General features: G+C 73.0%; 8 protein-coding genes and 2 pseudogenes. 3 read left to right on the top strand and 7 right to left on the bottom strand.

The window, feature by feature from the left end; genetic code table 11:
• Nucleotides 1-77: 77 nt before the first annotated feature.
• The 7 genes and pseudogenes from OG349_RS00455 to OG349_RS00425 all read right to left on the bottom strand — a co-directional run.
• Nucleotides 78-842, bottom strand: coding sequence for a YqjF family protein (locus tag OG349_RS00455; RefSeq protein WP_327232632.1), 765 nt, complete (start codon nucleotides 840-842; stop codon nucleotides 78-80).
• A 74-nt stretch (nucleotides 843-916) separates the two neighbouring features.
• On the bottom strand, nucleotides 917-1,795 hold the full coding sequence (locus OG349_RS00450) for a S1 family peptidase (protein WP_327232631.1): 879 nt from the start codon (nucleotides 1,793-1,795) through the stop codon (nucleotides 917-919).
• 260 nt (nucleotides 1,796-2,055) lie between these two features.
• Nucleotides 2,056-2,928, bottom strand: coding sequence for a TauD/TfdA dioxygenase family protein (locus OG349_RS00445; RefSeq protein WP_327232630.1), 873 nt, complete (start codon nucleotides 2,926-2,928; stop codon nucleotides 2,056-2,058).
• A gap of 90 nt (nucleotides 2,929-3,018) precedes the next feature.
• Nucleotides 3,019-4,125: a GSCFA domain-containing protein gene (locus tag OG349_RS00440; RefSeq protein WP_327232629.1), complete on the bottom strand. Its 1,107-nt coding sequence runs from the start codon at nucleotides 4,123-4,125 to the stop codon at nucleotides 3,019-3,021.
• A gap of 73 nt (nucleotides 4,126-4,198) precedes the next feature.
• Complete coding sequence (locus OG349_RS00435) at nucleotides 4,199-13,882, bottom strand: non-ribosomal peptide synthetase (protein WP_327232628.1); 9,684 nt, start codon at nucleotides 13,880-13,882, stop codon at nucleotides 4,199-4,201.
• Nucleotides 13,882-17,889, bottom strand: coding sequence for a non-ribosomal peptide synthetase (locus OG349_RS00430; RefSeq protein WP_442806172.1), 4,008 nt, complete (start codon nucleotides 17,887-17,889; stop codon nucleotides 13,882-13,884). Before OG349_RS00430 ends, OG349_RS00435 begins: the two co-directional genes overlap by 1 nt.
• 430 nt (nucleotides 17,890-18,319) lie before the next feature.
• Nucleotides 18,320-18,517, bottom strand: a pseudogene (locus OG349_RS00425) (phosphotransferase); the annotation flags it as partial.
• A gap of 120 nt (nucleotides 18,518-18,637) precedes the next feature.
• On the opposite strand from OG349_RS00425, the pseudogene OG349_RS00420 reads away from it, so the two are divergent.
• The 3 genes and pseudogenes from OG349_RS00420 to OG349_RS00410 all read left to right on the top strand — a co-directional run.
• A pseudogene (locus OG349_RS00420) lies at nucleotides 18,638-19,069 on the top strand (iron chelate uptake ABC transporter family permease subunit); the annotation flags it as partial.
• Between the two features lie 371 nt (nucleotides 19,070-19,440).
• Nucleotides 19,441-19,614, top strand: a complete 174-nt coding sequence (locus tag OG349_RS00415; protein ID WP_327232627.1) for a hypothetical protein — start codon at nucleotides 19,441-19,443, stop codon at nucleotides 19,612-19,614.
• Between the two features lie 5 nt (nucleotides 19,615-19,619).
• The gene (locus OG349_RS00410) at nucleotides 19,620-20,159 is read left to right on the top strand and encodes a hypothetical protein (RefSeq protein ID WP_327232626.1); all 540 of its coding nucleotides are present in this window, start codon (nucleotides 19,620-19,622) and stop codon (nucleotides 20,157-20,159) included.
• Nucleotides 20,160-20,251: the final 92 nt, after the last annotated feature.

Genomic DNA, 20,251 nt, shown 5'->3' with positions numbered 1-20,251 from the left:
CGGAACGTCTGTGAGCTGTGCCACCCGTCTGTGGACCCGCCGACCGAGGCCCGGCCCGGGGGCGCGGTCGCGCCCGGCTACGACCCCGGCGGTGCCTCCGCGCGGGCGGGGCGGCCGAAGCGTACGGGGACTCCGGGCGAGTACAGCACACTCGCCGGAGCCCCGGCGGGCGCGGGCAGCCCGCCGGCCGCCATCAGATCCTCCCCGTATTCGACCAGCTCAGCGCGGTGCAGCGGCCAGCGCGGGTGGGTGTTCGGCAGGAACAGTGGACGGCCGAGGACGGTACTGTGCATACCCCACCGCGCGGTCAGGAAGTGCTCCAGGGCACTGGGCTCCGCGATCGGTTCCCCGACGCGCAGACCGATCCTGCTGTACGCGCCCCGGGGTCCCGGCCAGCGCCGCCTGCTCGCGTACGTGAGCGTGTCACCGTCCCGGGCCACGCTCATCCGGGCCCACACGTACGGCAGATTGAAGGCGGCCCGGCCGACCAGCACGGGGAGGAGCCGGGAGGCGTCCAGGGAACGGAACACCACCCCGCGCCGGCCCCGCTCGTCCACCGAGTAGAGCCGGACGTTGGTCTCGGGGAAGGTCCCCAGGTACGGAAGGCCGGGCAGCCGGAACCACCCGATGCGGTGCATCCGGAAGGCCACCAGCCCCGCGTAGGCCCGGCCCTCGAAGAGGTCGGGGACCGTCCCGGACGGCAACAGCGGCGCCACGTCGGCCGGGTCGACCGTCCAGTGGAGGAAGGCGAGATCGAGCCACGACTGGGTGAGCAGCGGGTTCGGCTCGGCCCGCGGCGGGTCGGGCGTCACCGGCTCCGGAGGAACGGCGGGGGTCGGCATCCCGCCAGCATCGCAGAGAACACCGTCCGATCACGCGCACAGGGCGCGGTCCGCCCGGAAGACGCTCGCTCCGGTCAGAAGACGCTCAGACCGTAGGCGGCGAGCGGTTCGAGGATCGGCTGGTAGTACGTCACCCCGCCCGTCGAGCAGGTGCCGCTGCCGCCCGAGATCAGGCCGATGGCGGTGCTGCCCTGGAAGACCGAGCCGCCGCTGTCGCCGGGCGCGGCGCAGACGTTGGTCCCGCCCAGTCCGGAGACGATCCCGCCGGACCCGTAGTTGACGGTCGCGTTGAGCGCGGTGACCGTACCGCAGTGCACGCCGGAGGTGGCGCCGCTGAAGCAGACGGGCTGTCCGACCACGGCGCTGCCCGCGCTGGTGATGTCCTGGTAGGTGCCGTTGTGCAGATAGACCCTGCCGTCCGCGGCGGCCGGGTCGGAGTGCCGGATCAGGCCGTAGTCGTTGCCGGGGAAGCTGCTGCCGGCACGGATGCCGATGCTCCACGTGGAGCTGCCGTTCGTGCAGTGACCGGCGGTGAGCCCGTACTTCACCCCCGTACCGCTCTGCACGTTGAAGCCGAGCGAGCAGCGCACGCCGCCGCCGGTGATGGCCTCGCCGCCGGCGATGAGCGGGGTGAACCGGCCCGGCGTACGGGTGATCTCCAGCGCGCCCGCCGGGACTTTGACGGCCCTCCGGAGCTTCGTGACCCCGGCCGCGTCCACCCTGCTGTCCACCGTGACGACGACCTTCCCGCCCCCGGTGTCGGCGTGCCACGCGGAACCCGCGACGTCGGCCGCCCGCAGGGAGGCGTCGGCCGCCGCGAACTCGGAGGCGGTCAGGGTCCCGTGGGCCGCGGCGGGTCCGTCCGCCGCCGCCGGAGCGGCGAGGGCGCTGGCGGCCAGCAGGCCGGACGCGACAGCGATCACGCGGATGCGCCGGGCGATTTTGCTGTTCACAACGTCCTCCGATGATGGGGGGCCAGGGACACGATGGTCCCGGCTGCACATTTTCCCGGCAAGGCACGGAATGAGCCGCGTGGGCGGATCACCCCGTCGGCCCGGGCGTCGGCGCGCTGTTCGACGGGCAGGACGCTACCGCATCGGAGGACCGGTCCCGGTGTCTCCACGACGCGTTGGCGCGCCTCGAAGGAACGGTTCCGCCCGGGCCCGTACCTGGCGCCGCGTCCCGCCCCGAGGGACCGGCGCCAGGAGGTCCGTCAGGCCCGCGGCCGGGTGCCGTTGATGGCGACGCGCCGGCCGTAGCGTGAGTGCGGGAAGTAGTCCCACGTCGCGTGGTGCTGGACACACCGGTTGTCCCAGAACACCAGGGTGCCGGGCTCCCACCGCACCCGGACGTGCAGCATGGGCGTGGTCGCGATGTGCGCGTACAGCATCTCCAGCACCGCCTTGCTCTCGGCGCGCGAGAGCTGCGGGATGTGCGAGGTGTAGGCGCCGTTGACGAACAGCAGCTTCCGCCCGGTCTCGGGGTGGCGGGGGATCACCGGGTGCTCCGACTTGGCCACGACGTATCCGGGCGGCGGGGTGTGCCCCTGCCACGCGATCAGCCCGTCGTGCACGGCGGTCAGGTCGTCCAGGAGCGTCCGTATCGCCGGGGACAGGCTCTCGTAGGCCAGGTGCATGTTGGCGAAGAGGGTGTCACCGCCACTGCCGAGTTCCGGGGTGCGGGTGACGTGGAGCATCGACCCGAGCGACGGTTCCGCGTCGGCGGTGCCGTCGGCGTGCCAGCCGGCCCCGGCGACGGCCCGTGAGTCCTTGGTCGCCACGACCTCCAGGATGTACGGGTCGCCTTCCTCGGGCGGGGGTTCCACGGGGTGCAGATCGCCGAAGTGCCCGGCGAAGCGCTTGTGGTCCTCGCCCGACAGCGTCTGGTCGCGGAACACCAGCACGTGATGGGCGAGGAACGCCCTTTTCACCTCGGTTACCTGATCGTCCGTCAGTTCCTTGGAGAGATCGAGGCCCGACACCTCGGCGCCGGTCAGCGGCGTCAGCGGGGAGACGCCGATGGTGTCGTACACCTCCGGCGGCCTGGTGGTGATGCGCTCGATCGCGTCCAGCGCGAACTGTTCCATGACGTCCTCCTGAGGGGTGCGTGGATGAAGGTGCGGTGAATGCTGTCGGCCGGGCGCGAGGCCGCCGCCCCGACCGCACCGGCGGGGGAATCACCGGGCGGGAGGAACCGGGCTCTGGTGGTAGTAGTCGAGTACGGCGTCATCGCACCGGAACTCCTCTCGCGTGGCGGTTCGGGCGGGGACGGGCGGCGAGGGGACGGCGGTGGTACGGGGCTCCGGCCGCGGCCCGGTCGGCACGCCGAGCCCGGCGAAGAGGTGCCACATGACCAGGGCCACACCGTCCGGCCTGACCGAGCGCATGTTCCGCTCGAAGGACGTCCCGCCGAAGGGAAAGCCGGTGACGATCTCGTACGACGGGAAGTAGTCGACGTGGTCGAGTTCCTGGGCGAGCTGGCCCGCGACCGCGCGCAGCACGGACTTGGAGTAGGTGTTCGCGGTGAGGGCGTGACCACCCGTCGCGGTGGCGGTGAGCGGTACCGGCGAGACGGTGAGGAGCACGCGCAGCCCCGGGTTGACGCGCCGGGCGAGCGCGACGGCGGCGGAGAGGTCGCGGTGCACCTCGGTGAAGGTGAAGTTGTGGAACACGTGCCGTTCGGCGTCGAACGTGCCGCGCACGGTGCCGGGACACACCGGGTACGTGAGGCCGGTCGCGCGGTCCCGCCACGCCTCGGTCCGTCCCAGGGTGAAGATCAGACAGCTCGCCCGGGTCACGCCGTCACGTATGGCGGCGAGGGTCGTGCGGCGCGCGTCCCGTACCGCGTCCGGCGTGGCGTACCCGCCGGGCTCGACAGCGGGACGGAACGGATCGTGGTGGCGGCCGTCCTCGCTCCGGACCTCGCCGGGTTCCGTGCGCTCCTCCGGCGGCACCTCGCCGGGGAAGGCCCAGGTCAGCCACTGCCGCAGGCCGGCGGCGGTGGAGATGTCGCCGGTTCGGAACGAGGACCGGCCGTAGTGCCGGTCCCGGCGCTCCTCCTCCGTCAGACCCGGCGGCGCGGGCTCGGCGTCGTACCACTTCATGCCCTCCGCCAGCAGGGCGGGCCCGATGTGGCCGGCGAAGGAGGAGCCTGCGGTGAGGATCGGGTCGTCCTGCCCGAGGGAGAACGCCGGTGTCCACAGCCCGGCGAGGTGCGTCGGATCGGCCTCGGCGACGGCGGAGCGCCAGAGGGAGCGCGCCGGTAGTGACTCGTAGGGGTGCACGGAGGTCTCTTCCTCGGACGAGGGCACGGTCGGGGGCAGGGCAGGTAGGGGCAGGGGTGCTGCGGGGCGTGGGTCACTCGGAGGAGAAAGGTGGAGAACCGGTGTTCACGGCCTCGGCCACGTGCTTCACGTGGGGCGGTTTGACGAGGTCGTAGTGCGTGGTCTCCACGGACTCCCAGTGCGAGGGCTCCGGCAGGTACGCCTGCCAGGCACGCGCCTGGCTCTCCGGGGATTCCGGCGACGGCAGGCCGGGCACCGATTCGCTCGCCAGCCAGAGGATGCTGGGCGTGCGGGTCAGCCGGGGCGGTTCGTGGTCCCGCAGGGTGGCGAGGTTGGCCCGGCAGCAGTGCGCGAGCCGCTCGGCGTAGGCCGTCGCCACCTTGCCCGCCGTACTCCGCCTGCCCTCCTCACCCGTACCGGCGCCGTCCTCGCCGCCGTTCCCGCCCGCCGGGCCCCGGCCGTCGGCCTGTGCCAGCTCGTGGGCGAACACCGCGCGGATCTCCTCCTCGTCGTAGGCGCCGAGGGCCGGCCCCGCGCCGGGGGGTGGCGGGTCGAGGAGGTACAGCCCGTCCGTGGGACGGCCCGCCGTCTCCGCCTCGGCCGCCATCGACAGCGCCACCCACGCGCCGAACGACCAGCCCGCCAGTCGCCACCGCCACTCCCCGTGGGGGAAGCGCGCCTCCAGCGCGGTGTGGTAGCGGGCGGCCCGTTCGGCGACGGACCAGGCCGGCAGCTCGGGGTGGAGCAGGGCGGGGTCGGCGATGAGACAGACGGTCAGCTGGGGTTCGAGCGCCGAGACCAGCGCGCGGTACGCCTGGATGTCACCGCCCACCGGGTGGACCAGGCAGAGCAGGTCGCGCCCCGACCCCGCCTGCCAGACCTCGACCGTCACCGGATCGCCGGGGGAGGGACCGGTGTCCGGGGAGCGGTCGAGCAGCGCCAGCAGGTCGTCGAGGGTGACCTGGTGGCTGAGGTGGAACAGCGCCAGCTCCACGTCGTACAGGCGCTTGATCTCGGAGATCAGGTCCAGCAGGGTGAGGGAGTCCGCGCCCAGGTCGTAGAGGGACACGGTGGGGTCGAGCGAGTCGAGGCCCAGCAGGCGGCAGACGACCTCGGTCAGTTGCTCGACGGCGGGTGCGGTTTCCCGCACGGGCCCGGTCACGGTCGCCGTGGAGGCTGCCGCCGATGCCGATGCCGATGCCGATGCCGATGCCGATGTCCTGGACGCCCCCGGCTCGTAGAAGGCGTGAGCCCGGTCGACGGCCGTGGTGGACACCATGAGCTGCGGCAACTGGAGTTCCAGCGCGTGCCCGAAGACCCGCCGTCCCTCCTCCACCGTCAGCCCGACCGCGACGTGCGCCTGGTGGCGGGCGTCCGCGTGCAGGGTGTCCCGGGCCATGCCCACCTCCTGCCACACGTCCCAGCCGATTCCGATACGGAGTGTGGTCTCCGTATCGCCGGCGCGGTACCGGGCGAAGCCGTCCAACACCCCGTTGGCCGCCGCGTAGTCGAACTGGCCGACGCCACCGAACAGCGTGGCCATCGAGGAGCAGTAGGCCGCGTAGGCGGGCCGGTGGTCGGCGATCAGGCGCTCCATGAGCAGCGCGCCGTGCAGCTTGGCCGCCGTGGCGAGGTGCGTCGCCCGCGCGTCGCGGCGCACGATCAGGCCGCCGGCCGCCGTGCCCGCCGCGTGGACGATGCCTCGCAACCCGGGGAGATGGGGCGCGAGCCGGTTCAGGAGTACGTCGGACGTCTCCCCGGCGAGGTCTCCCTCGACCAGGTCGACCCGGTCGGCCCAGCGCGCCAGGGTCTCCGGGAGCCGCGGCCGGCGCGCCAACAAAACCACCCGGCAGTCGGTCCGCTCCAGCAGCCAGGACGCGATACTCGCCCCGATACCACCGGTGCCGCCCAGGATCAGCTGGACACCGGGTGCTTCCGCGGCCTCCGGTCCGCCGGACAGCAGGCCCTGGGCGGAGTCGTACGCGGCCGGGGCACCGACGGACTGGACGGTCTGATGCCACCAGTACCCGTCCCGGAGGGCCAGCCGCCGGGGCAGGACGGCCGAGGTGTCGGCCTCCGCCAGGATCGTCGGCAGCACCGCCGCCCACCCTGCCGGATCGGACCCGGGCAGGTCGAGCCAGTGACCGGTCGCACCGGTCTCCTGGCGTACCACCTCACCCGCACCGGCCAGCAGCCCCAACTCCGGCCGCCTGACCGGCCCTTCGACCGGCTGGGCGCTGTACGAGACCCACCAGACGCGCACGTCCGGGGCCGCGGGCGCCTCGGCCAGGGCGCGCAGCAGCGCGGCGGAGGTGTCCAGGCACGCCCAGCGCGCTTGGGCGAGTGTGCGCTCGTCCACCGTTCCCTCGACGGCCAGCGGCAGCGTGTGCAACCAGTCGACACCACCCCGTGCGACCGGTTCCAGCGCGTCGAGCAACTGCCGCACCGAGGCGGGGTCGGCGGGGTCCACCGCGTAATTGTCCTCGGCGAGCCGGGCGAAGGCGTCGGCGGCACTGACGCGGATCACGCGGGCGTGGCTCGGCTCGAAGGCCCGCCACGTCTCCGGCCCCGACGGTGTGGCGGTCAGGACCACCAGCACCCGCCCGGAGGGGGTACGGGCTCCGGCCCCGGCGCGGCGCAGCCGTACCCAGCCCGGCTGGTGCAGCCAGTCACCCTCGGGGAGCCGCCGTGGTGCGGCGTCGTCGGACGGCGTCCCGGTGGTGCCGGGCGTGGCGCGGGCGAAGGTGTGGTCGGACAGCTCGAAGGCGGGCGGCGGGAAGTCCCACGGCGCCTGGGCCGGCCCGTCGGGCCACCGGACCGACCGGCCCGCCGCCCAGGCGGCGGCCAGCGTCCCCGCGGTGTGCTCCTCAGCGGACAACACCCCGGCGGCGGGGTCCGTACCCGCATCACCCGGCAGGTCCGACGCCCCGGACGGGGTCGTTTCCCCGAGCCCGGACAACTCGTCGTCAGAGGTGGCGACTTCGCGCAGCCACGCCACCGCCGCCCCCGCGTCCGCGCAGACCGATGCCGCACGCCGTCGCAGGGCGGGACGGCCCGCCTGGAGGTGGCGCAGCACCCGCTCGTACGTGTCGGGCCGGGCGGCCAGATGATCCGCGATCCGGGCGGCGTCGGCGCGCAGGGCGGCCGTACTGTCGCCGGACAGCACCAGACACGGTACGGCCGCCGGCCACGCTCTTGGCTCCGCCACCTCTCGCCGCTCCAGGACCAGATGGGCGTTGGTGCCACCGATGCCGAAGCTGCTCACCGCCGCCACGCGCGGACGTCCCTCGGGCCATGGCAGGGCCCCGGTCGGGATGTGGAACGGTGCGAGGTCTTCGCCGATCTGCGGATTGATCCGGTGGAAATCGACGTTGGGCGGGATCACACCGTGATGGACCGCCAGCGTGGCCCGTACGAGCCCGACCACCCCGGCGGCGGCGCCGAGGTGCCCGATCTGGCTCTTGACCGAAGCGAGGGCGCAGCGGTCCGGCTCGGCCAGGTCGTACGCCTGGCGCAGCGCGCCGACCTCGACCGGATCGCCGAGCGGGGTGCCGGTGCCGTGTGCCTCCACGTACCCCAGATCGGCGCTGGTGCGGCCGCTGCGCCGCAGCGCGGTACGGATCACCTCGCGCTGGCCGGCGAGCGAGGGCGCGGCGTAACTGAGCTTGCCCGCGCCGTCGTTGTTCAGGGCCGAGCCGGTGATGACCGCGTACACGGTGTCGCCGTCGCGCTCCGCCAGCCGGAGCGGTTTGAGGACCACCACCCCGACCCCGCTCGCGCCGATCGTGCCGCTCGCGTCGTCGCTGAACGGGCGGCAGTGCCCGTCCTCGGAGAAGATGTGCTGCGGCCGGTAGCGGTAGCCGCCGCTCAGCTGGGTGTCGACCAGGACCCCGCCGGCCAGCATCACCTCCGCGTCACCCTGGCGCAGCAGGCCCGCGGCGACGTGGACGCCGACCAGGGAACTGGCGCAGGCCGCCTGCACGGTGAAGGCGGGGCCGGTGAGTCCGAGGTGGTAGGCCGCCTTGGTGGCAAGGAAGTCCTTCTCGTGGTGGAGAGCCAGTTGGAAACCGTCCGGCAGGTGCGCCGGGTCGCCTTCGCGCAGCATCGCCTGGAAGTACGTGTCCTCGCCGCAACTGGCGATCAGCCCGACGCGCCGCGCCGCCGGGTCGGTGATGCCCGCGTGCGCCAGCGCCTCCACACAGCTCATCAGGAGATGCCGCTGCTGCGGGTCCATCAGCCTGGCCTCCTTCCGGCTGATCCCGAAGCGCCCGGGATCGAAGGCCAGCGGCCCGTCCATCAGGCTGCGGGCGCCCACCAGTCCGTCCGCCGCGTCGAAATGCTCGATGCCCCGGCCACCGGCCTCGACCATGGTCCAGAAGGCCGCGAGATCGTCGGCGCCGGGGAGCCGTACCGCCATCCCCACCACGGCGACCGGCTCGTCGGACGCGACAGCCGCACTCCCGTGCGCCGCCGCGTCCGCCGGGGACGACCCGCCGTCCACAAAACGGGCCAGGGCCCGGATCGTGACGTGCTCGAACAGGTCGGGGATGGTGAACCGCAGACCTTCCCCCGCGGTGCAGCGCAGATGGAAGCGCATCAGGTCGAGGCTGGTGGCCCCGGCGTCGAAGAAGCGCTGCCCGGGCGCGACCGGTTTCCCGGTCACCGCCTCGAAGAGATCGGTCAACTGGGCTTCGCGCGGGGAGAGTTCGGGAGCGGCGGAGCGCGGTGCCCGCAGGTCTTCGCCGTCGGCGGTCAGTGCCGCCCGGCGGTCGAGCTTGCCGCTGGGGGTACGGGGAAGAGTCCGCACGCGTCGGAAGCGCGCGATCCGTACATAGGCGGGCAGCAAGGACGCCAGATGGCCGGCCAGTTCGTCCGGCGACGGCGACGGCGACGGCGTCGTGTCGCGGCACTGCACGCAGGCCACGAGGTCGTCGCCGTCCCGTACGACCACGGCGTTGACGATCGCCGGGTGCTGGAGCAGGGCGGCCTCGACCTGGCCCAACTCCAGCCGGTGACCGCTGAGTTTGATCTGCTGGTCGTTCCGGCCCAGATAGTGCAGAACTCCGTCCCGGTCAAAGCTCGCCTGGTCGCCGGTGCGGTAGAAGAGGCCGAGGCCGGGCCGTTCGGTGAAGCGCGTACGGTTGAGCTCCTCGTCGCCCAGGTAGCAGGGCGCGGCCATCGGGCCGCCGATCAGCAGGTGGCCGGGGCAGCCGGGCGGCACGGGCTCACCGGCGTCGTCGACCACCCGCAGCCACGCGCCCGCCACCGGACGGCCGATGGCCGGGCGGGCGGGCCAGCCGGCCGGATCGCCCTCCAGGCAGAGGCCGCTGACCACATGGGTCTCGGTCGGGCCGTAGTGGTTGAACAGCCGGGCGCCGGGCAGCCCGGCGAACCAGCGGCGGATGGCGTCGGTGCACACCAACTGCTCCCCGGCGGTGATCACTTCACGCAGCCGGGAGGGGAAGCGGCCGAGGTGGGCGCCGTGTTCGGCGAGGAGCTGGAGGGCCACGTACGGCATGAAGACGCGCTCGACGCCGGCGGATTCGAGCTGGTCCAGCAGCGCGGGGACGTCGTGCCGCCACTCCGGCCGCACCAGGTGCAGGTGTCCGCCGCCGCACAGGGTGGTGAAGATCTCCTGGAACGACACGTCGAAGGACAGCATGGAGAACTGCTGCGTGACCGCGGGCGCCCCCGGGCCGCCGCTGTCGCTCTGCCATTGCAGCAGGTTGCACAGGGTGCGGTCGGGTACCTGCACGCCCTTGGGCGTACCGGTGGAGCCGGAGGTGAACAGGGTGTAGAGCGGCCGTTGTCCGTCGTGGGGTGTCCAGGGGGAGGCGGGCGCGGGTGAAGCGGCCAGGGTGACCGGGTGGTGCGCGAGACCTGCCGGGGCGACCGCGTCCAACTGCGCCTCCCCGCCAGGAGGCAGCAGGACGCACAACGGGTCCACCTGGTCGAGGATCTGCCGCAGCAGTGCCGGTGGATAGGCCGGGTCCAGCGGCACGATGGTGACGTTCAAGCGCGCCAACGCCAACAGGGCCACGACGTGTTCGGCCGAGGGCCCGAGATGCAGCGCGACACAGCGCGGGCCGGTGTCGTCCGGCGACAGCGCATACCGGTCCCGTATCTCCGTGGCCAACGCCGAGGCCTGCGCGTCGAGTTCGGCGTAACTCAGCGTGCGGCCACCGGTGGTCACCGCCGGGGCGGCGGGTGTCCGGCGGACCTGGCGGGCGAAGCCCTCGGCCACGGTGGTGAAGGCGAGCGGCGCCGACGGGCCCTTGCCCAGGTCGGTCAGACCGCGCCGGTACGGGGCCACCAGCGCGCCGAGCGTGCCCGTACCTCCCTCATCGAGCCGGTCGAGGCCGTCACCGAACAGGCGGGCCACGGACTCGACTTCGGCGGAGTCGAAGTGGTCGTCGGCGTATTCCCACAGGCAGTCGAAGCCCGCTTCGCGCTCGACCACGGACAGCGTGAGCGGGCACTTGGCCTCGACGGGCCGCGGCCATACGGGACGGATCTCGCGCCCCGGCAGGGTGAGCGCGCCGAACTCGGTGTTCTCCAGCACGAACATGAAGTCGAACGGCGGCCCCTCGGCGCGGAACGGGTGGTCGGCGAGGGCGTCCGCGAGCAGCACGTCCTGCCGGTCCAGCACCGCCTGCGCGGCGGCGCCCTGCCGGAGCAGTTGGGCCCGTAGCCCGTCGTGCGGCGCCAGGGTGAGCGGGAGCAGCACGGTGTTGGCGAACATGCCGACCCCGGCCTCGAACTCCCGCACCGGCCGGTTGGCCACCGGGCTGGCGATCAGGGGATGGGCGCGGCCGGTCACGCCGTACAGACTCCAGGCGAACACCCCCAGCAGGAGCTGGAACCGGGTGAGGCCCAGCTCCGCGCCCAGCCGGTCGAGCGAGGAGCGCCGGACCAGGTCGAGCGTGGTGTGCAGCAGCCGCCCGGCGGGACGGCCGCCGTCGCGGATCGGCCGCAAGGGCGCCGCCACGTCCTCCACGGTCTCGTAGTGGGCGCGCAGGGCGGCGCGCTGGTCGCGGTAGGGCTGCCGGGTGAACCACTCGGCCTGCCAGGCGGCGAAGTCCAGGGGTGTCGGTACGGAGGCGTTGTCACGCGGTGCGTCGCGCTCCTCGGCGTCCGCGCCGGCGAGTACGGCCGCGTAGTCGGCCGACAGCTCGCGGAAGAGGACGTTCAACGACCAGCCGTCGACGGCGATGTGGTGCAGGTGCAGCAGCAGTACGTTGCTGTCCGGCAGCCACCGCGCCCGCAGCATGCGCGGCTCGGCGAGGTCGAACGGCTCGGCGAAGAACCGCTGGGCGGGGCCGCGCCAACCATCCTTGTCCGGCCCTGACACGCCCGTATCCGCCCCCGCCGACGCGCCCGGGTCCGCTAGTGCGCCCGTGTCCATGGACACGTGGGAGCCCACGGACGCGCCGTGGTCAGGGGTGGCTTGCCCGTTCCCGGACACGCGGGGGTCTCCCGGCATGTGCGGGTCCAGGCCCGCTCGCGCGTCCACCGATACGCCAGGGTCCGCCGGTGCGTCTGGGGCCGCACGCAGTCCTGGACCCGAAGGCGTCCGCAGGTCCGCCGGGATCCCCGGAGCCGACGAAACCACCCGGCCCGCCGACGCCCCAGGACCCAAGGGCGCCCCAGGACCCGAGCGCGCCCCCGGATCCGCCGACCCCCAAGGGTCGTACGCCTCCGCCACCTCCTGGTACAGCCCCTCAGGCGTGGCACGGAACCCCGTACGCAGAGCCGGGTGCCGGGCCACCGACCGTCGCAGCGCTTCGCGCAGCGCCCCGAGGTCGGGTGCGCCGTCCAGTTGGAAGGCCAGCGGAACGCTGTACGCCCGGGACTCCGGGTCACGCTGCTGGAGCAGCCACAGCCGCTGCTGCTCCGACGTCGCCGGGGCGGAGTGCGCGCCCGACGGCGCGGACACCGGCGGATACGGCGCCGCCTCACCCGCCGGGCCCGGTGCGATCGCCGCCGCCAGCTCCGCGAACGTCGACCTCAGCACCACGGACGCCGGCAGCTCCCGGCCCCAGAGGCGGCGGACCTCGAAGCGCAGCCGCAGGGCCTTGAGCGAGTCGCCCCCGTGGGGTATCCACCGGTCGTCGGGGCGCAGATCCGGTACGCCGAGGATCCGGCCCGCGAGGTCCAGGACCTCCCGCTCCCACGCGGTCGCCGAAGCCCCGGCGGTGGCGGCGGGCCGCCACGGTTCGTCGTCGCGCGCGAGCAACGCGCCCTGGTCCACCTTGCCGTTGGCGTTCAGCGGCAGCGCGTCCACCCGGTGGATCCGGTGGGGCCGCATGTACGGCGGCAGCCCCGCCGACAGATGCCGGTCGAAGTCCTCGTACGACAGCTCCGCCCCGAGCACCACGTACGCCAGCAGCTCGTTCGTCCCCAGCTCCGCGTCCCGTCGGGTGCAGACGTAGGCCTGCCGTACCGCCGGATGGGCCACGATGTGCCGTTCCAGCTCGCCCGGTTCGATCCGGAAGCCCCGCACCTTCACCTGCCGGTCGGCGCGACCGACGTACACCACAAGCCCCGAGCCGTCGCGCCGCACGAGGTCACCGGTGCGGTAGTGGCGGACCCGCCCGCCGTCCAGCCAGGGGAGGTGGACGAACCGGCGTTCGGTCTCGTCCGGCAGGTTGCGGTATCCCGCCGCCAGACCGTCCCCGGTCAGATAGAGCTCCGCCACCTCACCCGGCGCGGCGGCCCGCGACCCGTCGGCCACCAGCACCGCCCCGGTGCCCGGCAGGGGCCGCCCGATCGGCACCACATCCCCGTCGAAGTCGCGCGGGACGGGGTGGCAGAGGGCGAAGGTGGTGGTCTCGGTGGGCCCGTAGACGTTGTGGAGCCGCGCCGAGGAGGACACGTTGTGCCGGTACCAGCGGCTGATCAGCCGGGCGTTGAGCTGCTCACCACCCACCAGCACCTGCCGGGCCCCGGCGAAGCACGCGGGCTCCTCGCCGACCACGGCGTTGAACAGGGCCACCGTCACCCACACGGTGTCGACACGCTCGCGCAGCAGCGCCTCGGCCAGCAGATGAGGGGTCTGTACGGTCTCGTCGTCCAGGATCACGCAGCAGCCACCGGTCAGCAGCGGCACCCACACCTCGAAACTCAGCGCGTCGAAGGCGGGGTTGGACAGGCACGAATAGCGAGCCCCCTCGTCCAGGGCGAGGTAGCCAGGACGTGCGAGGCGCAGGACGCCGGCGTCCCGTACCTCGACGCCCTTGGGCCGGCCCGTCGTTCCCGACGTGTAGAAGAGGAACGAGACCGGCGCGTCGGCCGGGACGGCGGGCTCCTCACCGGTGACCGGACCTTCCCGCAACAGCTCACTCGCCGCCAACGGCGTGACGAAGGAGGGAAGTTCGGCGGGAGCGCTCCCGCCATGCACCAGCACGGTGCTCGCCGAGTCCTCCAGGATGTGCCGCCGTCGCCCGGACGGGCTCAGGACGTCGAGCGGCACGACCACCGCGCCCACCCGCAGGATGCCGAGCATGACGCACACCAGCTGCCACGAGCGCGGCAGGCACACCGCGACCGCCTGCCGGGGCCGTACACCCCGGTCACGCAAGGCCGCGGCGACGGCCGCGCTCGCCGCGTCGAGGGCCGCGTAGTCGAGCACCTGGTCACCGTCCACGACGGCGGTCGCCCCCGGGGTGCGGCGCGCCCGCGCGAGGACGGAGCGGGCGAGCCCCTCGGGCTCGGTGGCGGCCGGGAACTGTCCGGCAGCGTCGGCGACGTGGTCCATCACGCCTCCCGCCCCGGACGGGCCAACGACGGCTCACCCTGCCGCCCGGCAGGCGGTGGGGGCGCCGGGAACCGGCCCAGCTCGTCCTCGATCACGGCGGCCACCCGCAGCACCTCGGCGCTCTCCAGCATCTCCCAGTGGTCACAGTCGACCGGCTCGACGTGGAAGCCCCCGAGCCCCCGGCGCTCCCAGAACGCGCGCACGGCGTCCGTGAGCGGCGTATCGTTCCCGCCCTCGACGGCCTGCACCAGGACAAGCCGCGCCTCGGACGGCGCCGGCACGTGCGTGCGCGCGGTCATCCGGTTGTGGTTGTAGATGTGGAAGTACTGCTCGATCTGCTCGTCGTCGATTCCGGGATACATCCCGTTGAACTTGACGAGTTTGTCGCGGAACTCATCGATCTCCACCGGCGCCAGCGCGGCCCGGTCGGCGGGATCGTCGGTGGCCTGGGTGTCGATCAGGACCACACTCACGTCCGTCTTGCCCGAGGCGGCCAGCCGGCGCGCCATCTCGTGGGCCACCAGACCGCCGTACGACAGCCCGCTGAGAACGAGCGGACCGTCGAGCAGCGGCTCCACCAGCGCCAGATACGCCTCGGCCATGGCCTCGACCGTCGGGAGGAACGTCTCGCCGGGGTTCACCCCGGGCGACTGGATGCCGTACACGCCGTAGCTGTCCGGCAGGGCCTTGGCGAGCGACAGGTAGCAGAAGGCGGTGCCGCCGGCCGGATGGACACACACCACCCGGCGGCGTCCGTCCCCCTCCCGGAACTCGATCAGATTGCTCGGCCGGCCCGACGGCCGGCCCGACGCGCCCTGCCGCAGCCGCCCGCCCAGCGCCTCGACCGTCGGATGGAGCATGATGTCGCGGATCGGCAGCATCTCGCCGAAGGCCTCACGGATGGCATGCGCCAGCTTGATCGCCGACAGGGAGGTGCCGCCGATGTCGAAGAAGCTGTCATGGACGCCGATGTCGGCGTGCAACAGGATGTCCTGCCATATCTGATAGAGCGTCAGCTCGATGTGGTCGCGGGGGCTGGCCTGGTTGACCTGTACGGGGGCGTCGGTCCGCGCCACCCGCAGCAGCGCCTCCCGGTCGAGCTTGCCGTTGCGGCTCAGCGGCAGGGAGGGGAGTTCGGCGAAGAACGCGGGGACCATGTAGTCCGGCAGCCGCTCCGACAGGGCGGCGCGCCACTCGTGCGGCTGCCGTGGCGCGACGTCCCCCCGGCCGATGCCCGCCACCAGCCGCAGCTCACCGGTGGCGTCCCGGTCGGCGAGCACCGCGGCCTCCCGTACACCGGGCAGCGCCAGCAACGCCGCCTCGATCTCGGCCGGTTCGATGCGGAAGCCCCGCAGCTTGATCTGGTCGTCGACGCGCCCCATGTACTCCGCGTTGCCGTCGGGCAGCCTGCGGGCCAGGTCGCCGGTACGGTACATCCGCGCGCCGGGCACGAACGGATCGGCCACGAACCGCTCCGCGGTCAGGTCAGGACGGTTCAGATACCCCCGGGCCAGGCTCGCGCCGCCGAGATACACCTCACCGGTCACCCCGGCGGGTACCGGCCTGAGCCGCTCGTCCAGCAGGCGGAGGCGGGTGTTGCCGACCGGCCGGCCGATCGGGCACTGCCGGCCCGACGGCCCCGGGTCGAGGTACGCGGTGCTGTACAGCGTCGTCTCGGTCGGCCCGTACCCGTAGCAGATCCGCAGCCCGGGCAGCGCCTCCCGCATGCGGTGCAGCGCGGCCTCGGGGAGGGACTCCACCCCCGTGAGCAACTGCCGCAGGCGCAGGCCCTCCAGGCGGGCGCCGGGGGACTCGTCGATCCACTTGACGTACGACGGCGGGAGGAACGCCTGGACGATCCGGTGCTCACGCAGCCAGCCCATCAGCGCCTCCGGGTCTCCCCTCAGGCCGTCGGGGACCAGGTGCAGGACGGCCCCGGTGGTCAGCGGCAACAGGATCTCGTGCACGGACGCGTCAAAACCGACGCTGGACCAGGCCGATGTCGCCTTGCCCGGTGTATCGCCCATCCGGGCACGCCAGTTGTCGAAGAGATTGATGACGCTCGCGTGGGTCACCGCCACGCCCTTGGGGCGGCCCGTCGACCCCGACGTATAGATGACATAGGCGAGTTGGGAGGGCGAGACCTCGATTCCCGGCGCGTCGTCCCGCCGCCCCTCGGCCTCGACCGACGCCAGTGCGTGCCAGCCGTCGGGAGGGGTGTGCGCGTCGCTCAGTACCAGGGCGGGTACGGCGTCCTCCACCATCGCGGCCAGCCGCTCGGCGGGCTGGCCGGGATCGAGCGGCAGATAGGCGGCGCCCGCCTTGAGGATGCCGAGGACACCCACCACCAGGTCCACCGACCGTCCCGCGTGCAGGCCGACGACTTGGTCCCGGCGGACACCTCGGCCGGTCAGCGCGTGCGCCAGGCGGTTCACGCGCCGCTCCAGGGTGGCGTAGTCGAGCCGTTCCCCGGCGCAGACCAGAGCCGTCCCGGCGGGACGGACCCGTACCTGCTCCTCGAACCGCTCCACCAACCCGCCGCGCGCGGACGGCGGCAGAGCCTCCGGCCCCTCGGTGGCGTCCCAGTCCGCCAGGAGCCCGCGGCGCTCCTCCGCGTCGACCAGCCCGAGGTCCGCGACCTCGCGGCCGGGGTGTTCGGCCATCTCGGTCAGCACCTGCCGCAGATAGCCCGCGTACCGCTCCGCCGTCGCCCGGTCGAACAGGGCCGAGGCGTAGTCGAGATACCCGATCACCCGGCCGTCCGTCTCGGCCAGCGACAGCGAGAGGTCGAACTTCGCCGCCGCGTGCGGGATGCCGACCGGATCGACCTCGATGTCCGGCAGCTCCAACAGGCCCTTCCGCGAAGGCTGCCAGGCGAACATGGTCTGGAAGAGCGGGGTGTGGGCGACGCTGCGCGGTGGATTGACCAGCTCCACCACCCGGTCGAACGACACGTCCTGGTGGTCCAGGGCTCCCCGTACGACCCCGCGTACACGCCGCAGCATGCCCTCGGCCGTCGGTGAACCGGACAGATCGACGCGCAGGGGAAGGGAGTTGACGAAGAAGCCGATGATGCCCGCGACATCGCCGCGCCGGCGGTTGGCCGTCGGGGTCCCCACCACCAGATCGGTCTGCCCGGTCAGGCGGGACAGCACGACCGACCAGCCCGTCAGCACGGCGACGAACAGCGTGCCGCCGTTGCGCCGCGCGAGGCCCCGGAGCGCGGTGGTCAACTCCTCGTCCAGGGCGACCCGCACCCGGCCGCCCCGGTAGTCCTGCTCGGCGGGGCGGGGCCGGTCGGTGGGGAGGGTCAGCAGGGGCGGGGCCCCCGCCAGGTGTTCTTTCCAGTACGCGGCGTGCGCGGCCGGTTCGCCGCCCGACGAGGCTGCCTCCGCCTCCGCCCGTTGCCGGCGCGCGTAGTCGGCGTACTGCGCGGCCGGGGGAGCCGGCGGATCGTCCGCTCCTCGGACGAAGGCCGTGTACACCGGCCCGAGTTCACGGAGCATGATGTCCATCGACTGTCCGTCGAAGACCGTGTGATGCATCGTCAGCAGGAGGACGTGCTCGCGCGCCCCCAGCACGACCAGCCGGCCCCGCACCAGCGGTCCCCGGCTCAGGTCGAACGGGGTGGCGGCCTCCTCCCCCTGGAGCGCGACCAGGCGCTCCTCCGCGTCGGCACACCCCGTCAGGTCGTCCACCACCAGCGTGTAGCCGGTGTCCGGCGGATCGATCCGCTGGAACACCTCACCCTCCACGGCCACCAGCCGGGTGCGCAACGCCTCGTGCCGGGAGACCAGCGCGTCGAGCGCCCGGCCGAGCACCGCACGGTCCAACGGGCCCCGCAGCCGGTACGCCATCGCCTCGTTGTACGCCTGGCTCGCGCCCCGCATCTGGGAGAGGAACCACAGCCGCTGCTGGGCGAGGGATGTCACCGCGGTCGTGGCCGGGCCGTTCGCCGCCTTCGACCGCGGGGGGAGGGAGACATGGGGGGATTCTGTCGCCGACAAAGCTCGCTCTTTCCCGTCTGGGGGGGAGTGGGGTACGTACGAGAGAGTCAGAGGAACGCGCGTATCACGATGACCGGCCCGGCCGCGGAGCGGGCGACGACATCGTTGCCATCACGTAAAGGATCACGTGCGATCTTCATGGGACGACCCGCTTCCCGCTTCTTGAAGAGTCGTACGAAGGACGGACGCAAGGCGGAGGCGGGCCGTAGGGAGACCGCATCCGCCCTCCGGTGGCCCAGGGGCACCGTGATGATTGATCAGCTGTTGAGGACCTGTCAATGGCTCCCAGGGGCAGGCCGGTTCGGCGGCAAAGAATGAGCAATGCATGGGCTTCCCGACGTCCGCGCACCCCCGCCTGATGGCATGCTGTCCCTGCTCGACCAGGCGCTTTTCGGCGGCGTGTGTGGGGGAGTTGAGGATGAGGACCGGCTCAGCCGGCCGGAATCCGCGCCGCGGGAACGCCGTCGAGGATCGCCGTGACGGTTTCGTCCGGAGTCCGGTCCGACGTGTCCAGCCAGAGCCCGACACGTGGCGTCGCCACGCGGAGGACGCGGTCGAGGGCCTCGACCGTCCGGACGCCGTAACCGGACTTCGGCCGCCGCGCCTCCCTGGCCCGTACGGGCGGTGGTTGCCAGGAGTGACCACAAGATCGCGTCCCACGCTGCCCAAACCCTCCGGCGGCGAACAGCCGGCAGAGGTGGCGCGGCCCTGCGCGCGAGGGCCCCGGTACGGCGCCTACGGAGCGGGCGGACGCGGTTGGGACCAGGCGGTCCCCCTCGCCTGTGTGCTGGTCCTCTGCCTGCCCGGCCTGGTGTGGGCGAGCCGCGCCATGCGGCCGCTCGGCCTCGACAACGACACCGCCGCCGGGCTCGGGGTACGGGTTCAGCGGACCCAACTCGGCCTGACCGTCCTGGGCGTGGTCCTCGCGGCCACCGCCACGGGCGCCGCGGGACCGATCGGCTTTGTCGCGCTCACCGCCCCGCAGCTGGCCAGGCGCCTCACCCGAACCCCTCAACTCCCCCTGATCGGATCGGCGTTGACCGGTGCGGTCGTCGTGGTCGCCGCGGACCTCGCGGCCCGTACGGCGATGCCGCCGCTGGAGATCCCCGTCGGAGCCCTCACCGCGCTGGTCGGAGGCCCGTACCTGCTGTGGCTCCTGGGGCGTCCGGGACGGTCGTAGAGCCGCCCGCGCCCGGCACGGCGCGCGACAGAAAATGCCAACGCGGTCGCCGGGACCAGTGGTTGGAGTGGCGGCACACCATCATGCACGCACCTCCCGGTGCGCAGGTGTCGGTTACTTCTCTGGCCGAAGCGCCCCCGGGCGCGCGGGCTCGACACCCGCAGAACCGGCAGCGCTTCGATCTCGGGCACCCGCGAAGGCGGCACCGGACACCTCCGCGACGCCAAGAGCGAGCTGTTCCTCCTCACGGTCGGCAACTTCGTCGGCGTCGACACCTGCTACGAGAAGGGCGGCCGGCGCGACGACCGCTACACCCGCCTCGTTCAGCGGCTGGCCGTCGAAGACCCGGCATGGGCGGCCGGACTCCTCAAGTGGCGGTCGCACGGAAGATCGCCGACCCTGAGCAGGTCGCCCGCTCCCGTATGTTCCCGTTCCGGTTCTGGGCCGCGTACCTGCACGCCCCGTCACTTCGCCGGGGACCCGCGCTCGACCGGGCGCTCAACGCGTCGCTCGCCCATGTGGCCGCCCTCGACGGCGGACCCTGATCCTCGTGGACCGGTCGCCGTCCATGTTCCCGGGGCCGGCGTACTCCACGCCCCACACGTCGGACATCCCCCTCGCCGAGCAGGCGGCCGTGTTCGGGGCCGCCCTGGCCACCCGGGCCGCGGCGCCCACCCTGGTCGAGTTCGGCATGCGCTCCCGGCCCGTCGACGTACCGGAGGGCGGCAGCGTCCTCAAGCTCATCGAGGCGTTCGGCAGGATCTACGGCACGGACATCCCGTCCGCCGTACGGCAGCACTACGCCGGACACAGCCGGGTGGTCATCGTCACCGACGAACAGACCCGCCCCGGCCGGATCCCCTCCCACTGCGTGCACCACGGCGGCATAGCGGAGACGGAGATCGACGACCTCATTCCCAGGAACGTTCCCGTCTACATGTGGAACACGGCGGACTACAAGGAAGGCGCCATGCCGTCGGGCACCGGTGGGCGGCACGCGTTCGGAGGCCTCACCGACCGGGCGTTCGGGATGATCCCGCTCCTCGAATCGGGACGGGACGCGACCTGGCCCTGGGAGACGAGGGCCTGACAGGGAGGGCGGCCGCCAGGGTGCCGACCGGGGGACCCCAGAGCGTCGCTCCATCCCTGGGGCCGCCGCCGCGACCATGATGTGCCGCATGA

The organism is Streptomyces sp. NBC_01317, from assembly GCF_035961655.1.
GTDB lineage: Bacteria > Actinomycetota > Actinomycetes > Streptomycetales > Streptomycetaceae > Streptomyces.
Note: the sequence above shows the minus strand (reverse complement) of the source record. Positions and strands in the feature narration are given on the sequence as shown.